Annotated in this window: 16 protein-coding genes; 6 read left to right on the top strand and 10 right to left on the bottom strand. The window is 70.3% G+C overall.

The features are described from left to right. A partial coding sequence (locus ACIA8F_RS04240) for a transposase (protein WP_399376649.1) occupies positions 1 to 156 on the top strand: 156 nt, incomplete at its 5' end. A gap of 56 nt (positions 157 to 212) precedes the next feature. Here ACIA8F_RS04240 and ACIA8F_RS04235 read toward each other — a convergent pair. The 6 genes from ACIA8F_RS04235 to ACIA8F_RS04210 form a co-directional block, all read right to left on the bottom strand. Beyond that, positions 213 to 911 (bottom strand): hypothetical protein, encoded by a 699-nt coding sequence (locus ACIA8F_RS04235; RefSeq protein ID WP_399376616.1) that lies wholly within the window; start codon positions 909 to 911, stop codon positions 213 to 215. A 61-nt stretch (positions 912 to 972) separates the two neighbouring features. Beyond that, positions 973 to 1,728, bottom strand: a complete 756-nt coding sequence (locus ACIA8F_RS04230; RefSeq protein ID WP_399376615.1) for a hypothetical protein — start codon at positions 1,726 to 1,728, stop codon at positions 973 to 975. Next, positions 1,712 to 3,136, bottom strand: a complete 1,425-nt coding sequence (locus ACIA8F_RS04225; protein WP_399376614.1) for an AI-2E family transporter — start codon at positions 3,134 to 3,136, stop codon at positions 1,712 to 1,714. Before ACIA8F_RS04225 ends, ACIA8F_RS04230 begins: the two co-directional genes overlap by 17 nt. Before the next feature lie 145 nt (positions 3,137 to 3,281). Then, a complete protein-coding gene (locus ACIA8F_RS04220) occupies positions 3,282 to 4,013 on the bottom strand; it encodes a transglycosylase SLT domain-containing protein (RefSeq protein ID WP_399376648.1) in 732 nt (243 codons plus the stop codon). Between the two features lie 419 nt (positions 4,014 to 4,432). Continuing rightward, positions 4,433 to 5,749: a PhoH family protein gene (locus ACIA8F_RS04215; protein ID WP_399376613.1), complete on the bottom strand. Its 1,317-nt coding sequence runs from the start codon at positions 5,747 to 5,749 to the stop codon at positions 4,433 to 4,435. A gap of 415 nt (positions 5,750 to 6,164) precedes the next feature. After that, entirely contained in the window at positions 6,165 to 6,938 is a 774-nt protein-coding gene (locus ACIA8F_RS04210) for an isoprenyl transferase (RefSeq protein WP_399376611.1), read from the bottom strand. 138 nt (positions 6,939 to 7,076) lie between these two features. Here ACIA8F_RS04210 and mgrA point away from each other — a divergent pair, with 138 nt between their 5' ends. From mgrA to ACIA8F_RS04190, 4 genes are all read left to right on the top strand, one after another. Further along, a complete protein-coding gene (gene mgrA / locus ACIA8F_RS04205; RefSeq protein ID WP_399376610.1) occupies positions 7,077 to 8,114 on the top strand; it encodes an L-glyceraldehyde 3-phosphate reductase in 1,038 nt (345 codons plus the stop codon). Between the two features lie 329 nt (positions 8,115 to 8,443). Then, positions 8,444 to 8,863 carry a DUF192 domain-containing protein gene (locus ACIA8F_RS04200; RefSeq protein ID WP_399376609.1) on the top strand — a complete coding sequence of 140 codons (420 nt, stop codon included), beginning with the start codon at positions 8,444 to 8,446 and terminating at the stop codon, positions 8,861 to 8,863. Between the two features lie 59 nt (positions 8,864 to 8,922). Next, positions 8,923 to 9,540 (top strand): SMI1/KNR4 family protein, encoded by a 618-nt coding sequence (locus ACIA8F_RS04195; RefSeq protein ID WP_399376608.1) that lies wholly within the window; start codon positions 8,923 to 8,925, stop codon positions 9,538 to 9,540. Positions 9,541 to 9,840: 300 nt separating this feature from the next. Next, complete coding sequence (locus ACIA8F_RS04190; RefSeq protein ID WP_399376607.1) at positions 9,841 to 11,151, top strand: extracellular solute-binding protein; 1,311 nt, start codon at positions 9,841 to 9,843, stop codon at positions 11,149 to 11,151. Positions 11,152 to 11,350: 199 nt separating this feature from the next. Here the strand turns inward: ACIA8F_RS04190 and ACIA8F_RS04185 are convergent, their stop codons facing one another. The 3 genes from ACIA8F_RS04185 to ACIA8F_RS04175 form a co-directional block, all read right to left on the bottom strand. After that, positions 11,351 to 11,977: a hypothetical protein gene (locus ACIA8F_RS04185; protein ID WP_399376606.1), complete on the bottom strand. Its 627-nt coding sequence runs from the start codon at positions 11,975 to 11,977 to the stop codon at positions 11,351 to 11,353. Positions 11,978 to 12,068: 91 nt separating this feature from the next. Further along, positions 12,069 to 12,398, bottom strand: a complete 330-nt coding sequence (locus ACIA8F_RS04180) for a nuclear transport factor 2 family protein (RefSeq protein ID WP_399376647.1) — start codon at positions 12,396 to 12,398, stop codon at positions 12,069 to 12,071. 133 nt (positions 12,399 to 12,531) lie between these two features. After that, positions 12,532 to 13,356, bottom strand: coding sequence for a polysaccharide deacetylase family protein (locus ACIA8F_RS04175; RefSeq protein WP_399376605.1), 825 nt, complete (start codon positions 13,354 to 13,356; stop codon positions 12,532 to 12,534). A 239-nt stretch (positions 13,357 to 13,595) separates the two neighbouring features. Here ACIA8F_RS04175 and ACIA8F_RS04170 point away from each other — a divergent pair, with 239 nt between their 5' ends. Further along, complete coding sequence (locus ACIA8F_RS04170) at positions 13,596 to 14,789, top strand: Ig-like domain-containing protein (RefSeq protein WP_399376604.1); 1,194 nt, start codon at positions 13,596 to 13,598, stop codon at positions 14,787 to 14,789. 263 nt (positions 14,790 to 15,052) lie between these two features. On the opposite strand, the gene ACIA8F_RS04165 is transcribed toward ACIA8F_RS04170, so the two are convergent. Continuing rightward, complete coding sequence (locus ACIA8F_RS04165; protein ID WP_399376603.1) at positions 15,053 to 16,642, bottom strand: MDR family MFS transporter; 1,590 nt, start codon at positions 16,640 to 16,642, stop codon at positions 15,053 to 15,055. Positions 16,643 to 16,733: the final 91 nt, after the last annotated feature.

The raw sequence follows: 16,733 nt of genomic DNA, 5'->3' as shown, positions 1-16,733 counted from the left end.
AACGCCGAACACCGAAGGGTCCGAGCCCGCGTCGAGCACACCTTCGCCCGCATGAAGAACTGGAAGATCCTCCGCGACTGCCGCCAGAAACGAGACGGCCTCCACCACGCCGTCCAAGCCATCGCCACCATGCACAACCTCGCCATGACACGGTGAAACAGCAGGTCAATCACCACTCCGGCCTGCATAAGACGGACCTTCTGAAACAACCTTTAGCCCTTCAGCTTCGTCATCAGGGTCCGCATGTCCTCGATCATCGCCGCGTCCATCGCGTTCTCGTCGATGCTGCCGGGCGTACCGTCCTTCGGCTGGAACCACTGCACGGTGAGGGTGAAGACCGCCCCTCCGTCGAGCACCATGAGCCGCGAGCCGCCGCGCGCGTAGTACCGGTCGAGCACCGCCCGGCCGCCGAGGCCCTGCACCTCCTGGCGCTCCCCGATGTCGATCCGGGTCGACGGGTCCGTCCCGGGGCCGGTGGCGAACTCCGCCGCCGGGTCGTGCTCCTTGTGCAGCTCGACCAGCGCCTGGGCCCCGTACATCACGGTCTCCTCCTGGTACGGCGTGGAGATCGAGCAGTACGACCAGTCCTGCGCGGGGTACGAGGCCTCGCCGTTCTGGCGTCCCTCGAACTCCCGGCCGGCGGTCCGGGCGACCGTCTTGAGGTCGAACTCCTTGCACAGGTCCGGGGAATGCCGGTAGGCGAGGCGCGGAACGTCCGGGACCCGGTCCAGGACGGCCAGCGTGCCCGCCCACACCGCCGAGGCCGCCAGCACCCCGCCCAGCGCCCACAGCCACGGCGGGCGGGCCCGCCGTACGCGCTCACGCCCGGGTCCGCCCGGGAGGGCCTCCGCGGTCGCCTCGGACCCGCTCGCCGCGTACCAGTCCCCGTCGATCTCGGGCTCGCCGATCATCCCCGTGTCCCCCGTCCCCCACGCCCCGCACCCGCGCCCCACGCCCCCGTGGCTGCCGCGGCTACCTGCGCAGCGCCTTCATCAGGCCGTGCATGTCGTCGATCATCGCAGCCTGGACCGCGTCGGAATCGGGCTTCGGCGGTTCTTCCGGGGCCGGCGCGTCAGGGCCGGGCTCGCCCTCGCCGACCGACCACACCGACACGTCCATGGTGAACACCGTGCCCCCGTCGAGCACGGTGAGCCGCCACCCGCTCCCGTACTCCGTCTCGGATATCAGCGCGCGCTCGCCGAGCCCCGGCACCGAGCGCAGGTCCGGTCTGCCCAGGCCGATCCAGCCCACCGCTCCGGGATCCGCGCCGAACTCCGCTGCGGGGTCGGTGCGTTTGTGCTGCTCCATCGAGACCTGCGCCTCGTACGCGAGCCACCGTTCGGGCCCCTCCGAGTCGACGGGCGGGGTGCGCAGCATGCACATCGTCCGGTCCACGCCCGGGTGCTCCCACAGCCTCGGGGTGTACTCCCAGCCGCTGTTCTCCGCGAGCCGGGCCACCGCGGGCAGCTTCGCCGCGTCGCACAGGCTCTGCGGCAGCGCGTACCGCAGGGGCGGGCTGTGGTCCTGCGGGGTCGCGGCCCACCAGGCGCCCGCCCAGAGCGCGGAGGCGAGGAGGGCCCCGCCGAGCGCCCACCGCCAGGGGCGGCCGTACGGGGACCCGCCGTAGCCCTGTGGCCCCCCTGGCCCCCCTGGCCCCTCCGGGCCCTCCAGTGGCTCCGGGAGCGGCAGACCGGACGAGCCGCCGTCGAACTCAGGCTCCGTTATCACCCGTACGTGTCTCCTCCGCCTCGGATGCCGTCCGGCCGAGGGCCGTCGCACCGTGCGGCCCGGGGCCGACCGGGGAGAGCCCGTGGTGGAGCTGTTCGCGCGAGTAGGCCCGCAGGTAGCCGACCACGGTGTTGGTGACGGCCACCAGCGGAACGGCGACCACCGCTCCGCCGATGCCGGCGACCAGGCCGCCGGCCGCCACCGAGAGCACCACCGCGAGCGGGTGGACCCGTACCGCCCGGCCCAGGATGAAGGGCTGGAGCACGTGGCCCTCGATCTGCTGCACGGCCAGCACCACCAGCAGCACCATCAGCGCGGTGAACGGCCCCTGGGTCACCAGGGCCACCACCACGGCGAGGGCGCCGGAGATCACCGCGCCGACGAGCGGGATGAAGGCGAACAGGAAGATGAACACGGCGAGCGGCACGGCCATCGTCACGTCGAGGAAGTACAGGCCGAGGCCGATGAACACGGCGTCGATGAGGGCCACGAGGACCGTGCCGCGCACGTACGCGGTCAGGGTGCGCCAGGCGCGCGGACCGGCGCCGGCGACGCCGGGGCGGGCGGCGGCCGGGAGCAGGCCCGTGGACCAGGTCCAGATGCGCTTGCCGTCGTAGAGCAGGAAGAGCGTGGAGAACATCGCGAGCAGCATGCCCGTCAGCACTTCGACGAGGACCGTGACGCCTTGCAGGCCGGCGGAGGTGATCTGCTCGGTGTTGGTGCCGATGGTCTCGCTGAGGTTCTTGGCGATCTCGTTGATCTGCTTCTCGGTCACGTGGAACGGGCTGTCCAGCGCGGCGAGTTTGAGGTCGTTGATGCCTTCGCGCAGCCGGGCGGAGAGGTCGTCGAGGTTGTCCATGACCTGCCAGACCACGAACCAGCCGACCAGCCCGATGACCACGAACCCGAGGATCGCGGTGAGGGCCGTGGCCAGGCCCCGGGGCACCCCGAGCCGGCGCAGCCGGACCACGAAGGGCTGGAGCAGCGCGGTGACCAGGAGGGCGGCGGCGAAGGCGAGGACGACCAGGCGTACTTCGCTGATCACCTTCATCAGGACCCAGAGCATCCCGGCGAGCAGCAGCAGCCGCCAGCTCGCCTCGGCGGCGACGCGCACGCCCCACGGGATGACGGACACCGGGTCGGGGCGCAGCGGGGTGGCGTAGCCGGTGTGTCCGCCGCCCGGGGCCGCGGAGGGCGGGGAGGGAGCTACGGGCGGCGGGGCAGCGGCGGCCGGGGACGCGCCGGCGTCCGCGCCGCCGCCCGGTCCGGTACCGGCCCCCGCACCGGAATGACGCAGCGGCAGATCACCGGAGGTCTCGGCCTCGACCTCGGCGCGCCGTTCCGCGAGCCGGTCCTCCACGTCGCTCAGCCTCTTGCCGAGCCGGCCGAGCCAGCCTGTCTTCGCCATGTCGTTCCCTTTCCCCCGCCGTGGACCGTGCGCCGGGGCACGCCTCGAAAGACCGTACACGCGTGGAGCCCCGCACCGTAGGACGGTGCGGGGCTCCTCGGGGTTGAGGCGCGCGGGCGCGCTCTCGTACCGGCGACTTCTGCGACTAGTACCAGCCGTTGGCGATGTGGAAGTTCCAGGCTGCGCACGGGCTGCCGTAGCGGCTGTTCATGTAGTTCAGACCCCACTCGATCTGGGTGGCGGGGTTGGTGCGCCAGTCGGCGCCGGCCGAGGCCATCTTCGAGCCGGGCAGGGCCTGGACGAGGCCGTAGGCGCCCGAGGACTTGTTCACGGCCTGGTAGTTCCAGGTGGATTCCTGGTTGATGATCTTGGAGAAGCACTGGAACTGCCCCGCCGGGACCATCTGCTGGGCGATCGCCTTGACCTGGGCGACCGTGTAGGAGGCCTGGGGGGCGAAGGAGGATCCGTCGCGGGAGGCGGAACGGCTCGCGACCTGTTCCTGCTCCTCGCGCTCCTTCTTCGCCTTCTCCTCGGCGGCCTTCTGGTCTTCGGCCTTCTGCGCCTCGGCCTTCTTCGACTTGGCGTCCTGGGCGGCCTGGATGCGGGCCGCTTCCTCCGCCGAGCGCTTGGCGTCGGTGTCGGCCGCGTGGGCGATGGAGTCGGCCTGCTGCGTCAGGGACGCGTTCTGGACCTGCGCCTGGTCGCCGACCGGGATTTCCGCGAGGAGGGTCGTCCCCGACGCGGTCGTCTCGAGGTCGTTCGAGGCGGGGTCGCCAGTGGCGACACCCACGACGGCGCCGACGGTGGTGACAGCGGTGGCCGAAGCCACAGCGAATCCCCGAACCGAGATCCGGCTCACACGGTTTCCTTCCAGCAGCACATCCGCAGTGACCGCGCGGGCGCAATAGTGCCCTCGACACTGGCCTCCGTGGTGGTTCGGTCACTGGAGGCGCGGGCCCGTGGGCAACTCCCTTGCGGGAGTGCCGCGTGATGCTCCGGGCGGCATACGGCGATCGATTGTGGAGTTAGCGGTACTGCGCGCATCTCACGGGAGATACAGGTGTGCCGTATGCGGGGCCTGACGGAAAACAGACTCTGCCGGACCTCGACGCCGCAGGGCAATTCTCCGTTGCGTGGGAAAGGTCACACCTGGCATGCCGCCCTCGCTTTCGGCAAACCCCTGTGCACGGGCGCGCCGCCCGGCTAGGCTCTCTGGCCTTTGCCGGGCGGCGCTAACTCACCTTCCCGCTATGCGCGTTTTAGCTGTTTTGCGGCCCTACGGACCGTCGGCCGGCCCTACAGGGTCTCCAGCATCTCGGTGACCAGCGCGGCGATCGGGGAGCGCTCGGACCGGGTCAGCGTGATGTGCGCGAAGAGCGGATGCCCCTTCAGCTTCTCGACCACGGCGACGACTCCGTCGTACCGGCCGACCCGCAGGTTGTCCCGCTGGGCCACGTCGTGGGTGAGGACCACCCGCGAATTGGCCCCGATGCGGGACAGAACGGTCAGCAGGACGTTGCGCTCCAGCGACTGCGCCTCGTCCACGATCACGAACGCGTCGTGCAGCGAGCGGCCGCGGATGTGCGTGAGCGGCAGGACCTCCAGCATTCCGCGGTTGAGCACCTCCTCGATGACCGCGCGCCCGGCGACCGCCGAGAGGGTGTCGAACACCGCCTGGGCCCAGGGGCTCATCTTCTCGTTGGCGTCCCCGGGGAGGTAGCCGAGGTCCTGGCCGCCGACCGCGTACAGCGGCCGGAAGACCATCACCTTCTGATGCTGCCTCCGCTCCAGTACGGCCTCCAGACCCGCGCACAGCGCCAGCGCCGACTTTCCGGTGCCGGCCCGGCCGCCCATCGAGATGATCCCGATCTCGGGGTCAAGCAGGAGGTCGAGCGCGATCCGCTGCTCGGCGCTGCGGCCGTGCAGCCCGAAGGCCTCGCGGTCGCCCCGTACGAGCTTCACGTTGCCGTCGGCCGTGACCCGGCCGAGCGCCTTGCCGCGCTCCGACTGGAGGACCAGACCGGTGTGCACGGGAAGTTCCGCGGCCTCCGGTACGTAGAGCCGCTCCTCGGAGAAGAGGAGGTCCACCTGTTCCCCGGAGAGCGCCAGCTCCGTCATGCCGGTCCAGCCGGCATCGGTGATGGCGAGCTCGGCGCGGTACTCCTCGGCCATCAGCCCCACGGAGGAGGCCTTGATACGCAGCGGGAGATCCTTCGAGACGACCGTGACGTCGTAGCCCTCGGCCTGGAGGTTGCGCGCGACCGCGAGGATCCGCGAATCGTTGTCCCCCAGCCTGAAGCCCGCGGGCAGGACGCTCTGGTCGGAGTGGTTGAGCTCGACGCGCAGGGTGCCGCCCAGATCGCCCAGCGGGATGGGTGCGTCGAGGCGTCCGTGGAGCACCCGGAACTCGTCGAGAAGGCGCAGGGCCTGACGGGCGAAGTAACCGAGTTCGGGATGGTGCCTCTTTGCCTCCAGCTCGGTGATCACCACGATCGGGAGCACGACCTCGTGCTCGTCGAACCGGGAGATCGCGTTGGGGTCTGCCAGCAGGACGCTGGTGTCGAGGACGTAGGTCCGCCTGTCGGGCAGGCGGCTCTTTGTGCTGGTCACCACGGAAGGACGTACCCCCTCGGAAGAGGTCGGGCCATGAAGACCGGACCGGTCATCGGCACCCCTGCGCGGGCCGACTTCCGGCCCTCCACTCCGTCCGTGCGAACCGCACGTGCGTCCTGGTGCAAAGGGCCTCCCGGGCGGACGACCCCATGCCGTCCGCTGAGACTCGACACCCGTGGATCGGGCGTCGACCTGCAAGGGATATTCCCCGAATGGGTCCAGCCATGCCATGGCATATGACGGACGCTCGGTGAATCCCTGGTGAAGGCCTCGCGCGGAGGGTCCCGGGAGGCGCCACGGACGGACGGGAACACGGGGACGGCGCGCCACGGAGGGGTCCGGGCGCGCCGCGAGGTGCCGAGGGGGTATCAGAAAACCGCAGGTCAGACGCCTTAGGAGGGCCTGCCGCGCGGAATCAGCTGCCGTAGCGCCGGTGGCGGGCGGCGTAGTCGCGCAGGGCGCGCAGGAAGTCGACCTTGCGGAAGGCCGGCCAGAAAACCTCGCAGAAGTAGTACTCGGAGTGCGCGCTCTGCCAGAGCATGAATCCGGACAGCCGCTGCTCCCCGCTGGTGCGGATCACCAGGTCGGGGTCGGGCTGGCCGCGCGTGTAGAGGTGCTCCGCGATGTGCTCGATGTCGAGGATCTCGGCGAGCTCCTCGAAGGAGGTGCCCTTCGAGGCGTGCTCCAGCAGGAGCGAGCGGACCGCGTCGGCGATCTCCTGGCGGCCGCCGTAGCCGACGGCGACGTTGACGAGTATCCCGTCGACGGTGCGGGTGGCCTCCTCGGCCTCCTTCAGGACGCTCTGGGTGCCGGCGGGCAGGATGTCCAGGTTGCCGACGTGGTGGACGCGCCAGCGGCCGTCGGCGGCGAGGCCCCGGACGGTGTTCTCGATGATGTTGAGCAGCGGGCGGAGCTCGACCTCGGGCCGGTCCAGGTTGTCCGTGGAGAGCATCCACAGGGTGACGACCTCGACGTCCGTCTCGGTGCACCAGCCCAGCATCTCGGAGATCTTGTCCGCGCCGGCCTGGTGGCCCTGGACCGTCGTGCCCCCGGAGGCCTTGGCCCAGCGCCGGTTCCCGTCGAGGATCACGCCGATGTGCTTGGGCGTCTCGTCATGGTCGATGCGGCCTTCCACCCGGCGTGCGTAGAGCCTGTACACAGGACGGCGTACCAGGTCGCGCAGCTTCACGATCTTCCAGCCCCTCCGAGCGATACCCCCATGCGGAATGCGGTGGTCCCCCCCGAGTCCACAGACCGCCACATTACTGCGCGACGGGATCCGGCATCCAACTCGGCCTTGTCACAAGTCCGTGATAGGGAGGACAACGTGACTGAAAACAATCGCTATCGGGCAGAGCCCTCGCGCTACGACTCCATGGAGTACCGGCGCACCGGCCGCAGCGGCCTCAAGCTCCCCGCCATCTCCCTCGGCCTCTGGCACAACTTCGGCGACGACGCGTCCCTCGGGTCCCAGCGGGCCATCCTGCGCCGGGCCTTCGACCTCGGCGTCACCCACTTCGACCTGGCGAACAACTACGGCCCGCCCCCCGGCTCGGCCGAGCTGAACTTCGGAAAGATCTTCGCGCAGGACTTCGCGTCCCACCGCGAGGAGCTGGTCCTCTCCACCAAGGCCGGCTACCTCATGCACGAGGGGCCGTACGGGGAGTGGGGCAGCCGCAAGTACCTGCTCGGCTCGCTGGACGCCTCCCTGAAGCGGATGGGCGTCGACTACGTCGACATCTTCTACTCGCACCGCTTCGACCCGGAGACCCCGCTGGAGGAGACGATGGGCGCGCTGGCGTCCGCGGTCCAGCAGGGCAAGGCGCTCTACGTGGGCGTGTCCTCGTACACCGCGGAGCAGACGGCCGAGGCGGCCCGGCTGCTGCGCGAGATGGGCGTGCGCCCCCTCATCCACCAGCCCTCGTACTCCATGATCAACCGCTGGACGGAGGAGGACGGCCTGCTCGACACCCTGGAGGAGGCCGGCATGGGCTGCATCTCCTTCGTGCCGCTCGCGCAGGGCCTGCTGACCGGGAAGTACCTCAAGGGCATCCCGGAGGGCTCGCGGGCCACCCAGGGCAAGTCCCTCAACCCGGACCTGCTGTCGGAAGAGGTCGTGCGCCGGCTGAACGGACTGAACGAGATCGCCGCGCGGCGCGGGCAGACGCTGGCCCAGCTCGCCCTGAACTGGGTGCTGCGGGACGAGCGGATGACCTCGGCGCTGATCGGCGCGTCGAGCGTCAAGCAGCTCGAGGAGAACGTGGCCGCCCTGTCCGGCGCGGCGCTGTCGGAGCAGGAGCTGAAGGAGATCGACTCCTTCGCGGTGTCCACCCCCGGCGCCAACATCTGGGCCCAGCAGGGCTGACCTGCGGCTTTGCCCGACGTCCCCGCGACACTGCGCGGAGACGAAAAACGGGCCGGTCCGTGGGGGGGATACGGACCGGCCCGAGGGGGGGGGTTCCACCATAACCCTTCGTAAAGCGTGCTGCGCGCATCACCGCGCCACGATTACCCTCCGCAGCCACCCGGGAGCGCTCCGCAGAGCCGCAACGGCCCCCACAGCCCTTGCGGGGCCCGGCGCAGACCCGTACGGCGCACCCCGCGGCCGTCCCTCCCCCGGGGGACCCCCTCGGGTGCGCCGGCTTGACGCCGAAGCCCGGCCACCGGGGGTGGCCGGACCCTAGGGTGGGCGACATGGGGAACAGGGAACGCTGGCACGACGGCCCGGCCACGCTCTACGTCGACCGGGCCGGGGCGCCCTCGGCGCCCGGCGAGCCCGGGGAGGCGCAGCCGGAGGTGCCGCTGGAGGTGCCCGTGGAGGTGGCCGCGTCCTACCGGGCCCGCACCCGGGGGCTGCTCGGGCGGGACGGGATCGAGGGGGCGATGCTCCTGACCCCGGCGTCGAGCGTGCACACCTTCCGGATGCGCTTCGCCATCGACGTGGCCCACCTCGACCGCCGGCTGACCGTCATCGCGCTGACCACCATGGCCCCCGGCCGCCTCGGCCTCCCCCGGCTGCGCGCCCGCCACGTCCTGGAGGCGGAGGCCGGAGCCATGGCCGCCTGGGGCCTGCGCGTCGGCTCCCCGCTCCGGGTCCGTCTCACCACCAGCTAGGCGCCACCCTGCACCGGCGGTAGGTTGGGGCGGTTGAGCTGGGGTGGCAGGGGAGCGGCATGACCGAGAACGCGCGCATCAAAGCGCTGGAGCAGATCATGCCGGCGACCCACGGAGCCGACGAGGACATCGACTGGCAGGCGGCCGAGGCCGTCTGGGGCAGCCGCTTCCCCGCCGATTTCATCGCCTTCATGGGCCGTTACGGCGCGGGCTCGATCAACGGCGAGGCCAGCGTGCTGCTGCCGCTGCCCAAGCCCGGACTCCAGTGGGACCCGGCCCAGATGGCGGAGGAGACGGCCAACGCCCGCCAGGCCTGGGAGGCGGAGGGCGGCCGGGCCGCCTTCGACGTGGACCCGGAGTCGATCCTCGCCTGGGGCGTCACCGGCGGCTCCGACATCCTGTGCTGGCTGACGACCGACCCCGATCCCGACCGCTGGCCCGTTCTGGTGGTCGGCCGGCACACCGCCGACTCCTTCGCCGTGTACCCGTACGGCATGGCCGAGTTCCTCTACCTGCTGTGCAACGACGAGTTCGACGTGAGCCCGGTCGGCATCACCTTCTGGGACGGCGGCCACCTCAGCTTCGTGCACTGGCGCAAGGCCCAGCGCCGCTGGCAGGAGGGGCGCAACCCCGAAACGGGCGAGCCCGATCCGTACGCGGGCGACTTCGCGGACTGAGTCCGGCCGCCCGCCCCCTCCTCCCCTCCCCCGCCGGACCGTTCCGGCCGTTCCGACCCGTTCCCTGACCGGAAACGGGCGTTTCGGCACGTCTACGCGCGTCCGAATTGTTGATCACATATCGGAAAACACCATTCTGAAATGCCGCAGTTGGAGCATTGACCACAAGTGCCGCCCCAATGGAACCAACCGCCCTCCCTCAGGAGAGAATTCCGGCCAACGGGCCAACGAGGGACACCACAGCCCGGAGTAACTCATAAGTAATAACGGGACTCAAAAGAAAATCAGGGGAATCCACCCGTGCGACGAAGAATCTTCAGCGCGGCCGCCACCACGGTCGTGCTCGGTCTGCTGATACCGCTGGCCGGCTGCGGCAGCTCCGGCGGAAGCGCTGATGACGGCGGTACCATCCGCCTCGTCGCCGCCGAGTACGGGGACAACCCCGCCACCAGTTCCAAGGGTTTCTGGGACAAGGTGACGGCCGATTTCACCGCCTCGAACCCGGACATCAAGGTGCAGGTCCAGCTCCTGCCGTGGGCCGACATCGACCGCGAAGTCTCCCGCATGGTCAAGGACGGCAACGCCCCGGACATGGCCCTCATGGGCGGTTACTCGGACTTCGCGGCGCAGGACAAGCTCTATTCCGCGCCCGAGCTGCTCTCGGTCACCGCCGAGGCGAACTTCCTCCAGCCCCTCGCCGACGCCGGTTCGGTCCACAACACCCTCTACGGCCTGCCCTTCGTGGCGAGCAGCCGCCTGCTCTTCTACAACGAGAAGCTCCTCACCGACGCCGGGGTCATCCCGAAGGACTCCAAGAACGGCTGGCAGCCCAAGACCTGGACGGACCTGAAGGCCGCCGCCACGGCGCTCAAGGCCAAGGGGGTCAAGACCCCCCTGGCCCTGCCCCTGGGCCCGGAGGAGGCGCACGCCGAGGCGATGATCTGGGAGCTCAGCAACGGCGGCGGCTACGCCGACAGCAGCGGCAACTACAGCCTGGCCTCCGACCAGAACATCACGACCTTCAAGTGGATCAAGCAGCACCTGGTCGAACCCGGACTGGTCGGCCCCGTTCCCCCGTCCCAGCTCAACCGAGCCGACGCCTTCGCGGCGTTCACGCGCGGCGAGGTCGGCATGCTCAACGGCTACCCCCAGCTCGCCCACGAGGCGCGCTCCAAGGGGATCACGGTCGGCACCGTGGCCATGCCCCCCTCCGAGATGCTGGGCTCCGGGGAGGTCCCGCCGAACGTGGGCGTGGCCGACTGGATGATGGCCTTCAAGCAGAACGGCCACCGCGACGAGATCGGCAAGTTCCTCGACTTCGTCTACCGGGACAAGAACCTCGCGGACTTCGCCGGCCGCTACCACCTGCTGCCGTCCACCGTCTCGGCCTCCCGCACGCTGGCCGGCTCCTCGGGCATGGACAAGAACGACCAGCAGTTCCTGAACGCCCTGCGCGGTGCGCAGCTCTACCCGGTCAACGACCCGTCCTGGGTCGTCATCAGCGACACCATCAAGCGCAACATCGGCCGCGCCGTGGACCCCTCCGGTGACCCGAAGGCCGTCCTGGAGGAGATCGCCGCCAAGGCCAACGAGGCCAAGAAGGCGCGCTGACCCGGCGCCGCCCGTCCGGCGCGGAGAAATGCCCGAACGCCCCTGTCGAAAGGGACCTTCGCCCCCTGCCGTCCCTCACCCCGGGAGGCATGATGGCTGGTACGGCTTTGATCCAAGGCCGAGGCCCAGTCGCCCGCGAGCGCCCACAAGGCGCGCGGGGCGGCCGGCCCACCTCCTTCGGGTGCGCGATCCGGTGAGATCAGCTCGCGCCCTGGTTCTTCGGCGTGAAGGCCGTCCGCCACTGCTCGCAGCTGGAGTCCCACGGCAGGGATCCGGTGAGGGTGCCGTAGCCGGTCCGGGTCACCGACCATTGCACCGTGTAGGTCCCGGTGTCACATGCGATGCGCTTGCCGCCCGGGATCTTCGTACGGCCCGTCGCGGGCCGGTTCTTGAGCTCCTGGTGCACCTGCGCCACCTCCGTACGCCGCGCATCGCGCAGGACGGCGTGCAGGACGAGCACCTGCTTGCCGTCCTTCGTCGTCAGCACCTTCTTGACCCCCTGCGAATCCGCCACCGACCAGGCGAACTCGTACGCCGGTTCCCAGGCCAGGGTCGTGGGGTCGCCGATCTTGCGCTCGTACTCCTCTGCGCCCTTGGGGCCGGGGCGGGTGATGGTCTTGTACTGGATCGAGGGGAAGAAGCGGAACTGCGCCTCCACCTTGTGCATGTCGTCCTTGGTCCACTTCGACTTCATGGACTTCTCCCCTCCGCTCGGGTCCTGGAGGTACGCGCCGCCGTCCGCGGCGGTGGCCGGGCCCGAGAGGGCCGGGGCGAGGGCCGCCGCGGCGGCGGCGAGGACGAGGGCGGCGGTGCGGGTGCGGTTCATGCCCGGACCAACGGGCCCCTCCGGCGGGCCGGAACGACACCGGGCGCCCTTTCACCCGTACGGGATCCGGCCGGGCCGCGGTGGACGCGTGTTAGGCCTGACCGGTCTCGAAGCGGCTGATGCGGCCGCCGCCGGGGGCGATGACGAACCGCCAGGAGGTGCGCATCTCCCCCCAGGTGTCGTTGCGGTAGCCGACGGTCAGGGTGCGGCCGCCGTCCGATTCGGACTGGACGTCCATGTGGCCGCCGGAGTCGAAGATCTCCCGGTCGATCCATTCGTGGAGGTCGCGCTCGTTTCCGTCGTCGGACATGGTCGCGTCGGCGGTCAGGAGTGCGAGGAAGGCGTCCCTGTCGTGCGCGTTGACCGCGCTGACGAGGGCGCCGACGACGGGGTCGGACAGCTTCCCGGGGGCGATGGCCACGGAGACCTCCTGGTCGGGCGTACGGGGCGTACGGGCGCGTGCCTGCGCCCGTACGGGCTTGCGTGCGCGACCAGCGAACACCCCGGGCGGCGGCGGGGCGTCGACCCTCACCCGTTCGCCACCGGACGGCGTGTCAGGCGCTGGGGCCGGTGACCACGGGGAAGCCGGTGGGCCGGCCCTGCTCCTTCAGCCAGGCGAGGACCTGGTCGAGGGCTTCGACGCTCTGGGTGCGGTCGCCGCCGCCGTCGTGGAAGAGGATGGTGGGACCGTTGCCGATCTCGTTCTTGACCGTGCCCACGATCGCGGCCACGCCCGGCTTGCTGAAGTCCTTGGTGTCGATGTTCCAGCCGAGCGGGCGCATGCCGTTGGCGGCGGCCAGGGCCCGGCTCTCGGGGGTGAACGAGCCGCCGGGGGCCCGGTAGTACTGCACCTTGGCCCCGCCGCCCGCGGCCTCCTCGATCTGCTTCTTCGCGTCCAGGATCTGCTGCTGCTGGTAGGGGAAGGGCTTCTTGTCCATCCCGGTGTTGTGGTCCATGGTGTGGTCGCAGAGCCGGTGGCCGCCCGCGACGACCTTCCTGACCAGCTCGGGGTGGTCCTTGGCCTGCGGTCCGATCATGCAGAAGACCGCCTTCACCTCGTACTTCTCCAGCACCTCCAGCACCTTCGGGGTCCACTTGGGGTCGGGTCCGTCGTCGATGGTGATGTTGACCGCGTCGCCGCCGCTCTCCGACGCGTGGGCTATGCCGTCGGGGACCTGCCCGCCCGGCTTCCCGGGTGCCTGCGGCTCGGCGTCGCCTCCCTTCGCGGGGTCGTCGGTCCGCCGGGAGACGTTCTGGTGGTTGGTGTCGTGGCCCGGGTCCACGAGCGCCGTCACCCCCCACGCCGTCGCGGCCACCGCCGCCACGGCTCCGGCGACGGCGATCCGTGCCTTCGTACCCCGCATCTGCCTGCGCGTCATGAACCCCATGTGCTGTCTCAACTCCCCATATCCACGTCCGCCGTGTGACCCCGCACTGGTCAGGACGTCGGCCGTGGATGCGGGGTTCCAGCCGAATGGACCATAAATTCCGGCTTGTAGGACTTTGGTCCTCCATCGTCCCGAATTCCGTCCCGGCTGAAACCGAGCAGCGCCGGACCGGCCTCATACCGGACATCCCGGTCCCAAGACCCGGGCTCTAGCCGGAGGTTCACCCACCCATGCGCAAGGCAGCAACGACCCGCCCGCACGCTCCGCACGCGCTGCCGGCCCTGCTCATCCTGATCGCCCTGTCGGTGACGGCATGCGCAGGCGCCGGAGGCGGCGGGGGCGCGGAGCCGGCGGCGCCCTCACGGCCGGCCACCGAGGTGAGCCTGGACCCGGCCGACGGGGCGAAGGACGTCAAGCCCGACGCACCGCTGACGGCGCGGGTGGACCACGGCCGGCTGACGGCGCTGACGGTGACCGGACCCGACGGGAAGCAGGCCGAGGGCACGCTCAAGGACGGGGCGTTCACGCCGAAGGACGGCCTGGCGGTGGACACCGCGTACAAGGTGAGGGCGACGGCCGGCTCGCAGGACGGCAAGGAGACCGTGTCCGAGTCGGCCTTCCGCACCCTCGCACCCTCCAAGGAGCAGACGGAGACGGTGACGGTGCTGCCCGCGGGCGGCACGACGGTCGGCGTGGGCCAGCCCCTCTCCCTCACCTTCGACCACGAGGTGAAGGACAAGGCGGCGGTCGAGCGCCGGCTGAAGGTGACCACGAACAACGGCACCGAGGGCTCGTGGGGCTGGCTGACGGAGACCCTCACCGGCAAGGACCGGGTGGACTGGCGGCCGAAGGAGTACTGGAAGCCGGGCACGCAGGTGACCCTGGACGCTCCCCTGTCGGGGGTGGCCACGGGCAGCGGCCGCTACCTGACGAAGTCGTACTCGACCTCCGCGACCATCGGGCAGAGCCGGATGGCGAAGGTGGACATCACCTCCCACGAGATGACGGTGGAGCACGACGGGCAGGTGGTGAGGTCGATACCGATCACGGCGGGCGATCCGGCGAAGACGCCGACGTGGAGCGGGAAGATGCCCCTCATGTCCAAGGAGGGCACCATCCGGATGAAGGCCTCCTCGGTCGGCCTGACCGGCTACGACCAGCAGGTGCAGAAGTCGATGCGGCTGACGGTCTCCGGCACGTACGCGCACCAGGCGGAATGGGCGGAGGGCTACATCGGCTCGGCGAACAGGAGCCACGGCTGCATCGGCATGAAGCCGGCCGACGCCACGTGGTTCTACGACCAGGCCCAGATCGGCGACGTCTTCGACGTGACGGGCGGCAAGGAAACGGTGGCCGCCGGCAACGGCTTCGGCGAGTGGAACCTCACATGGGAGGCCTGGCAGAAGCTCTCGGCCGTGAAGTAGCCGACCCCTTTTCAGCCCCTCCGGCCGCACCCAGCCCCTCCGGCCACCCCCAGCCCGGCCACCCCCAGCCCCTCCGGCGTTTGAGGAGCGGGGGTCCGGGGGCGGAGCCCCCGGTTTCGGGAAGGGGCGGGGTGGGGGAAGGCCCCGCGCAGCGGCCCCGCCCCCGGCCTCAGCCGCCCCACCCGGGGCAAGCCGATGGGCCCGGCCCGAAGGATCCGTAGATCCTCCGGCCCGGGCCCACCACCCACGCGAGCGTGAGCAACTCAGTGCATGACGGCCGCCTCCGGAGCGACCTCCGCCTTCGCCGAGCCACCGCCGGCCGCACCGGCCGGCCCGGCCCCCCGCAGGGGGACTTCCTTGACGAACCAGGCGGCTGCGAAGCCCAGTACCGCGATGCCCGCGCCCAGCAGGAACGCCGAGTGCGTACCGGCGGCCACCGCGTGCTGGTAGGCGTCCCGGACGACTTCCGGGAGCTTCGCCAGGCTCGCCGCGTCGAGCTGGGCGGAGCCCGCCTTGACCGCCGCTTCGGGGCCGAGCCGGTCGGTCATGGTGCTGGTGACCTGGCTGGTGAACAGGGAGCCCATCAGCGCCACGCCGAAGGAGCCGCCGAGCGTACGGAACAGGGTCGCCGAGGAGGACGCGACGCCCATGTCCTTCATGTCGACGCTGTTCTGCGCGACCAGCATCGTGATCTGCATCAGGAAGCCGAGGCCGGCGCCGAGGACGGCCATGTAGACGCCGGACATCAGGCGGCTCGTCCCGGTGTCCATGGTGGCGAGCAGGAAGAGCCCGACGACCATGAGGCCGCCGCCGATGATCGGGAAGATCTTGTACTTGCCGCTGCTGGTGGTGATCCGGCCCGCGACCAGCGAGACGACCATCATCGAGAGCAGCATCGGCAGGAGCAGCAGGCCGGAGTTGGTGGCCGAGGCGCCCTGGACCGACTGCTGGAAGAGCGGCAGGTAGAGCACGCCGCCGAACATCGCGAAGCCGACCAGGAAGCCGATCACGGACATGAGGGTGAAGTTGCGGCTGCGGAAGATGTGCAGCGGCATCACCGGGTCGGCGGCCTTGGTCTCGGCGTAGAGGAAGCCGGCGATGGAGGCGATGCCGACGGCGATCAGGCCGATGATCTCGGCGGAGCCCCAGGCGTACTCGGTGCCGCCCCAGGTGGTGACCAGGACGGTGGAGGTGATCGCGATGGTCAGCAGGGCCGCGCCGAGGTAGTCGATCTTGGGCCGCTCCGCCCCGCTCTTCTTCGGGAGGTGCAGCACCGCGGTGACCATGGCCAGGGCCACGGCGCCGAGCGGGAGGTTGATGTAGAAGGACCAGCGCCAGCCCATGTGGTCGGTGATGGTGCCGCCGACCAGCGGTCCGCCGATCATGGCGAGGGCCATCACGCCGGCCATCATGCCCTGGTACTTGCCGCGCTCGCGGGGCGGGATTAGGTCGCCGATGATCGCCATGACGCCGACCATCAGACCACCGGCGCCGAGGCCCTGGATCGCGCGGAATCCGATGAGCTGGCCCATGTCCTGGGCCATGCCGCTGAGCGCGGAGCCGATCAGGAAGATGACGATCGAGGTGAGGAAGGAACCCTTCCGCCCGTACATGTCGCCGATCTTGCCCCAGATGGGAGTGGAGGCGGCGGTGGCCAGCGTGTAGGCGGTGACGACCCAGGAGAGGTGTTCCAGCCCGCCGAGCTCGCCGACGATCGTCGGCATGGCCGTGCCGATGATCATGTTGTCCAGCATGGCCAGCAGCATCGCGATCATGAGCGCCATCAGGACGACACGCACGCTGCGCGGCTTCACCTCCTCCGAGGTGTCCGCGTTCTTCTTGATTTCCACCATGTTCCACTCCCCTGGCGCATACGCACCGGCCCTGGGACTTACTTGCCGACCGGCTAGTTGACTACACTGTGGAAGGTAGACCCGTAACTAG

The organism is Streptomyces sp. NPDC051563 (assembly GCF_044454225.1).
Lineage (GTDB): Bacteria > Actinomycetota > Actinomycetes > Streptomycetales > Streptomycetaceae > Streptomyces.
The sequence above is the reverse complement of the archived record's forward strand: the minus strand, read 5'-3'. Positions and strand labels throughout refer to the sequence as shown.

Coding starts and splice junctions, on each gene's coding strand:
- ACIA8F_RS04170 (WP_399376604.1), top strand. CDS start 13,596: ATGCGCAAGGCAGCAACGACCCGCCCGCACGCTCCGCACGCGCTGCCG.
- ACIA8F_RS04185 (WP_399376606.1), bottom strand. CDS start 11,977: ATGAACCGCACCCGCACCGCCGCCCTCGTCCTCGCCGCCGCCGCGGCG.
- ACIA8F_RS04195 (WP_399376608.1), top strand. CDS start 8,923: ATGACCGAGAACGCGCGCATCAAAGCGCTGGAGCAGATCATGCCGGCG.
- ACIA8F_RS04165 (WP_399376603.1), bottom strand. CDS start 16,642: ATGGTGGAAATCAAGAAGAACGCGGACACCTCGGAGGAGGTGAAGCCG.
- ACIA8F_RS04225 (WP_399376614.1), bottom strand. CDS start 3,136: ATGGCGAAGACAGGCTGGCTCGGCCGGCTCGGCAAGAGGCTGAGCGAC.
- ACIA8F_RS04200 (WP_399376609.1), top strand. CDS start 8,444: ATGGGGAACAGGGAACGCTGGCACGACGGCCCGGCCACGCTCTACGTC.
- ACIA8F_RS04175 (WP_399376605.1), bottom strand. CDS start 13,356: ATGACGCGCAGGCAGATGCGGGGTACGAAGGCACGGATCGCCGTCGCC.
- ACIA8F_RS04235 (WP_399376616.1), bottom strand. CDS start 911: ATGATCGGCGAGCCCGAGATCGACGGGGACTGGTACGCGGCGAGCGGG.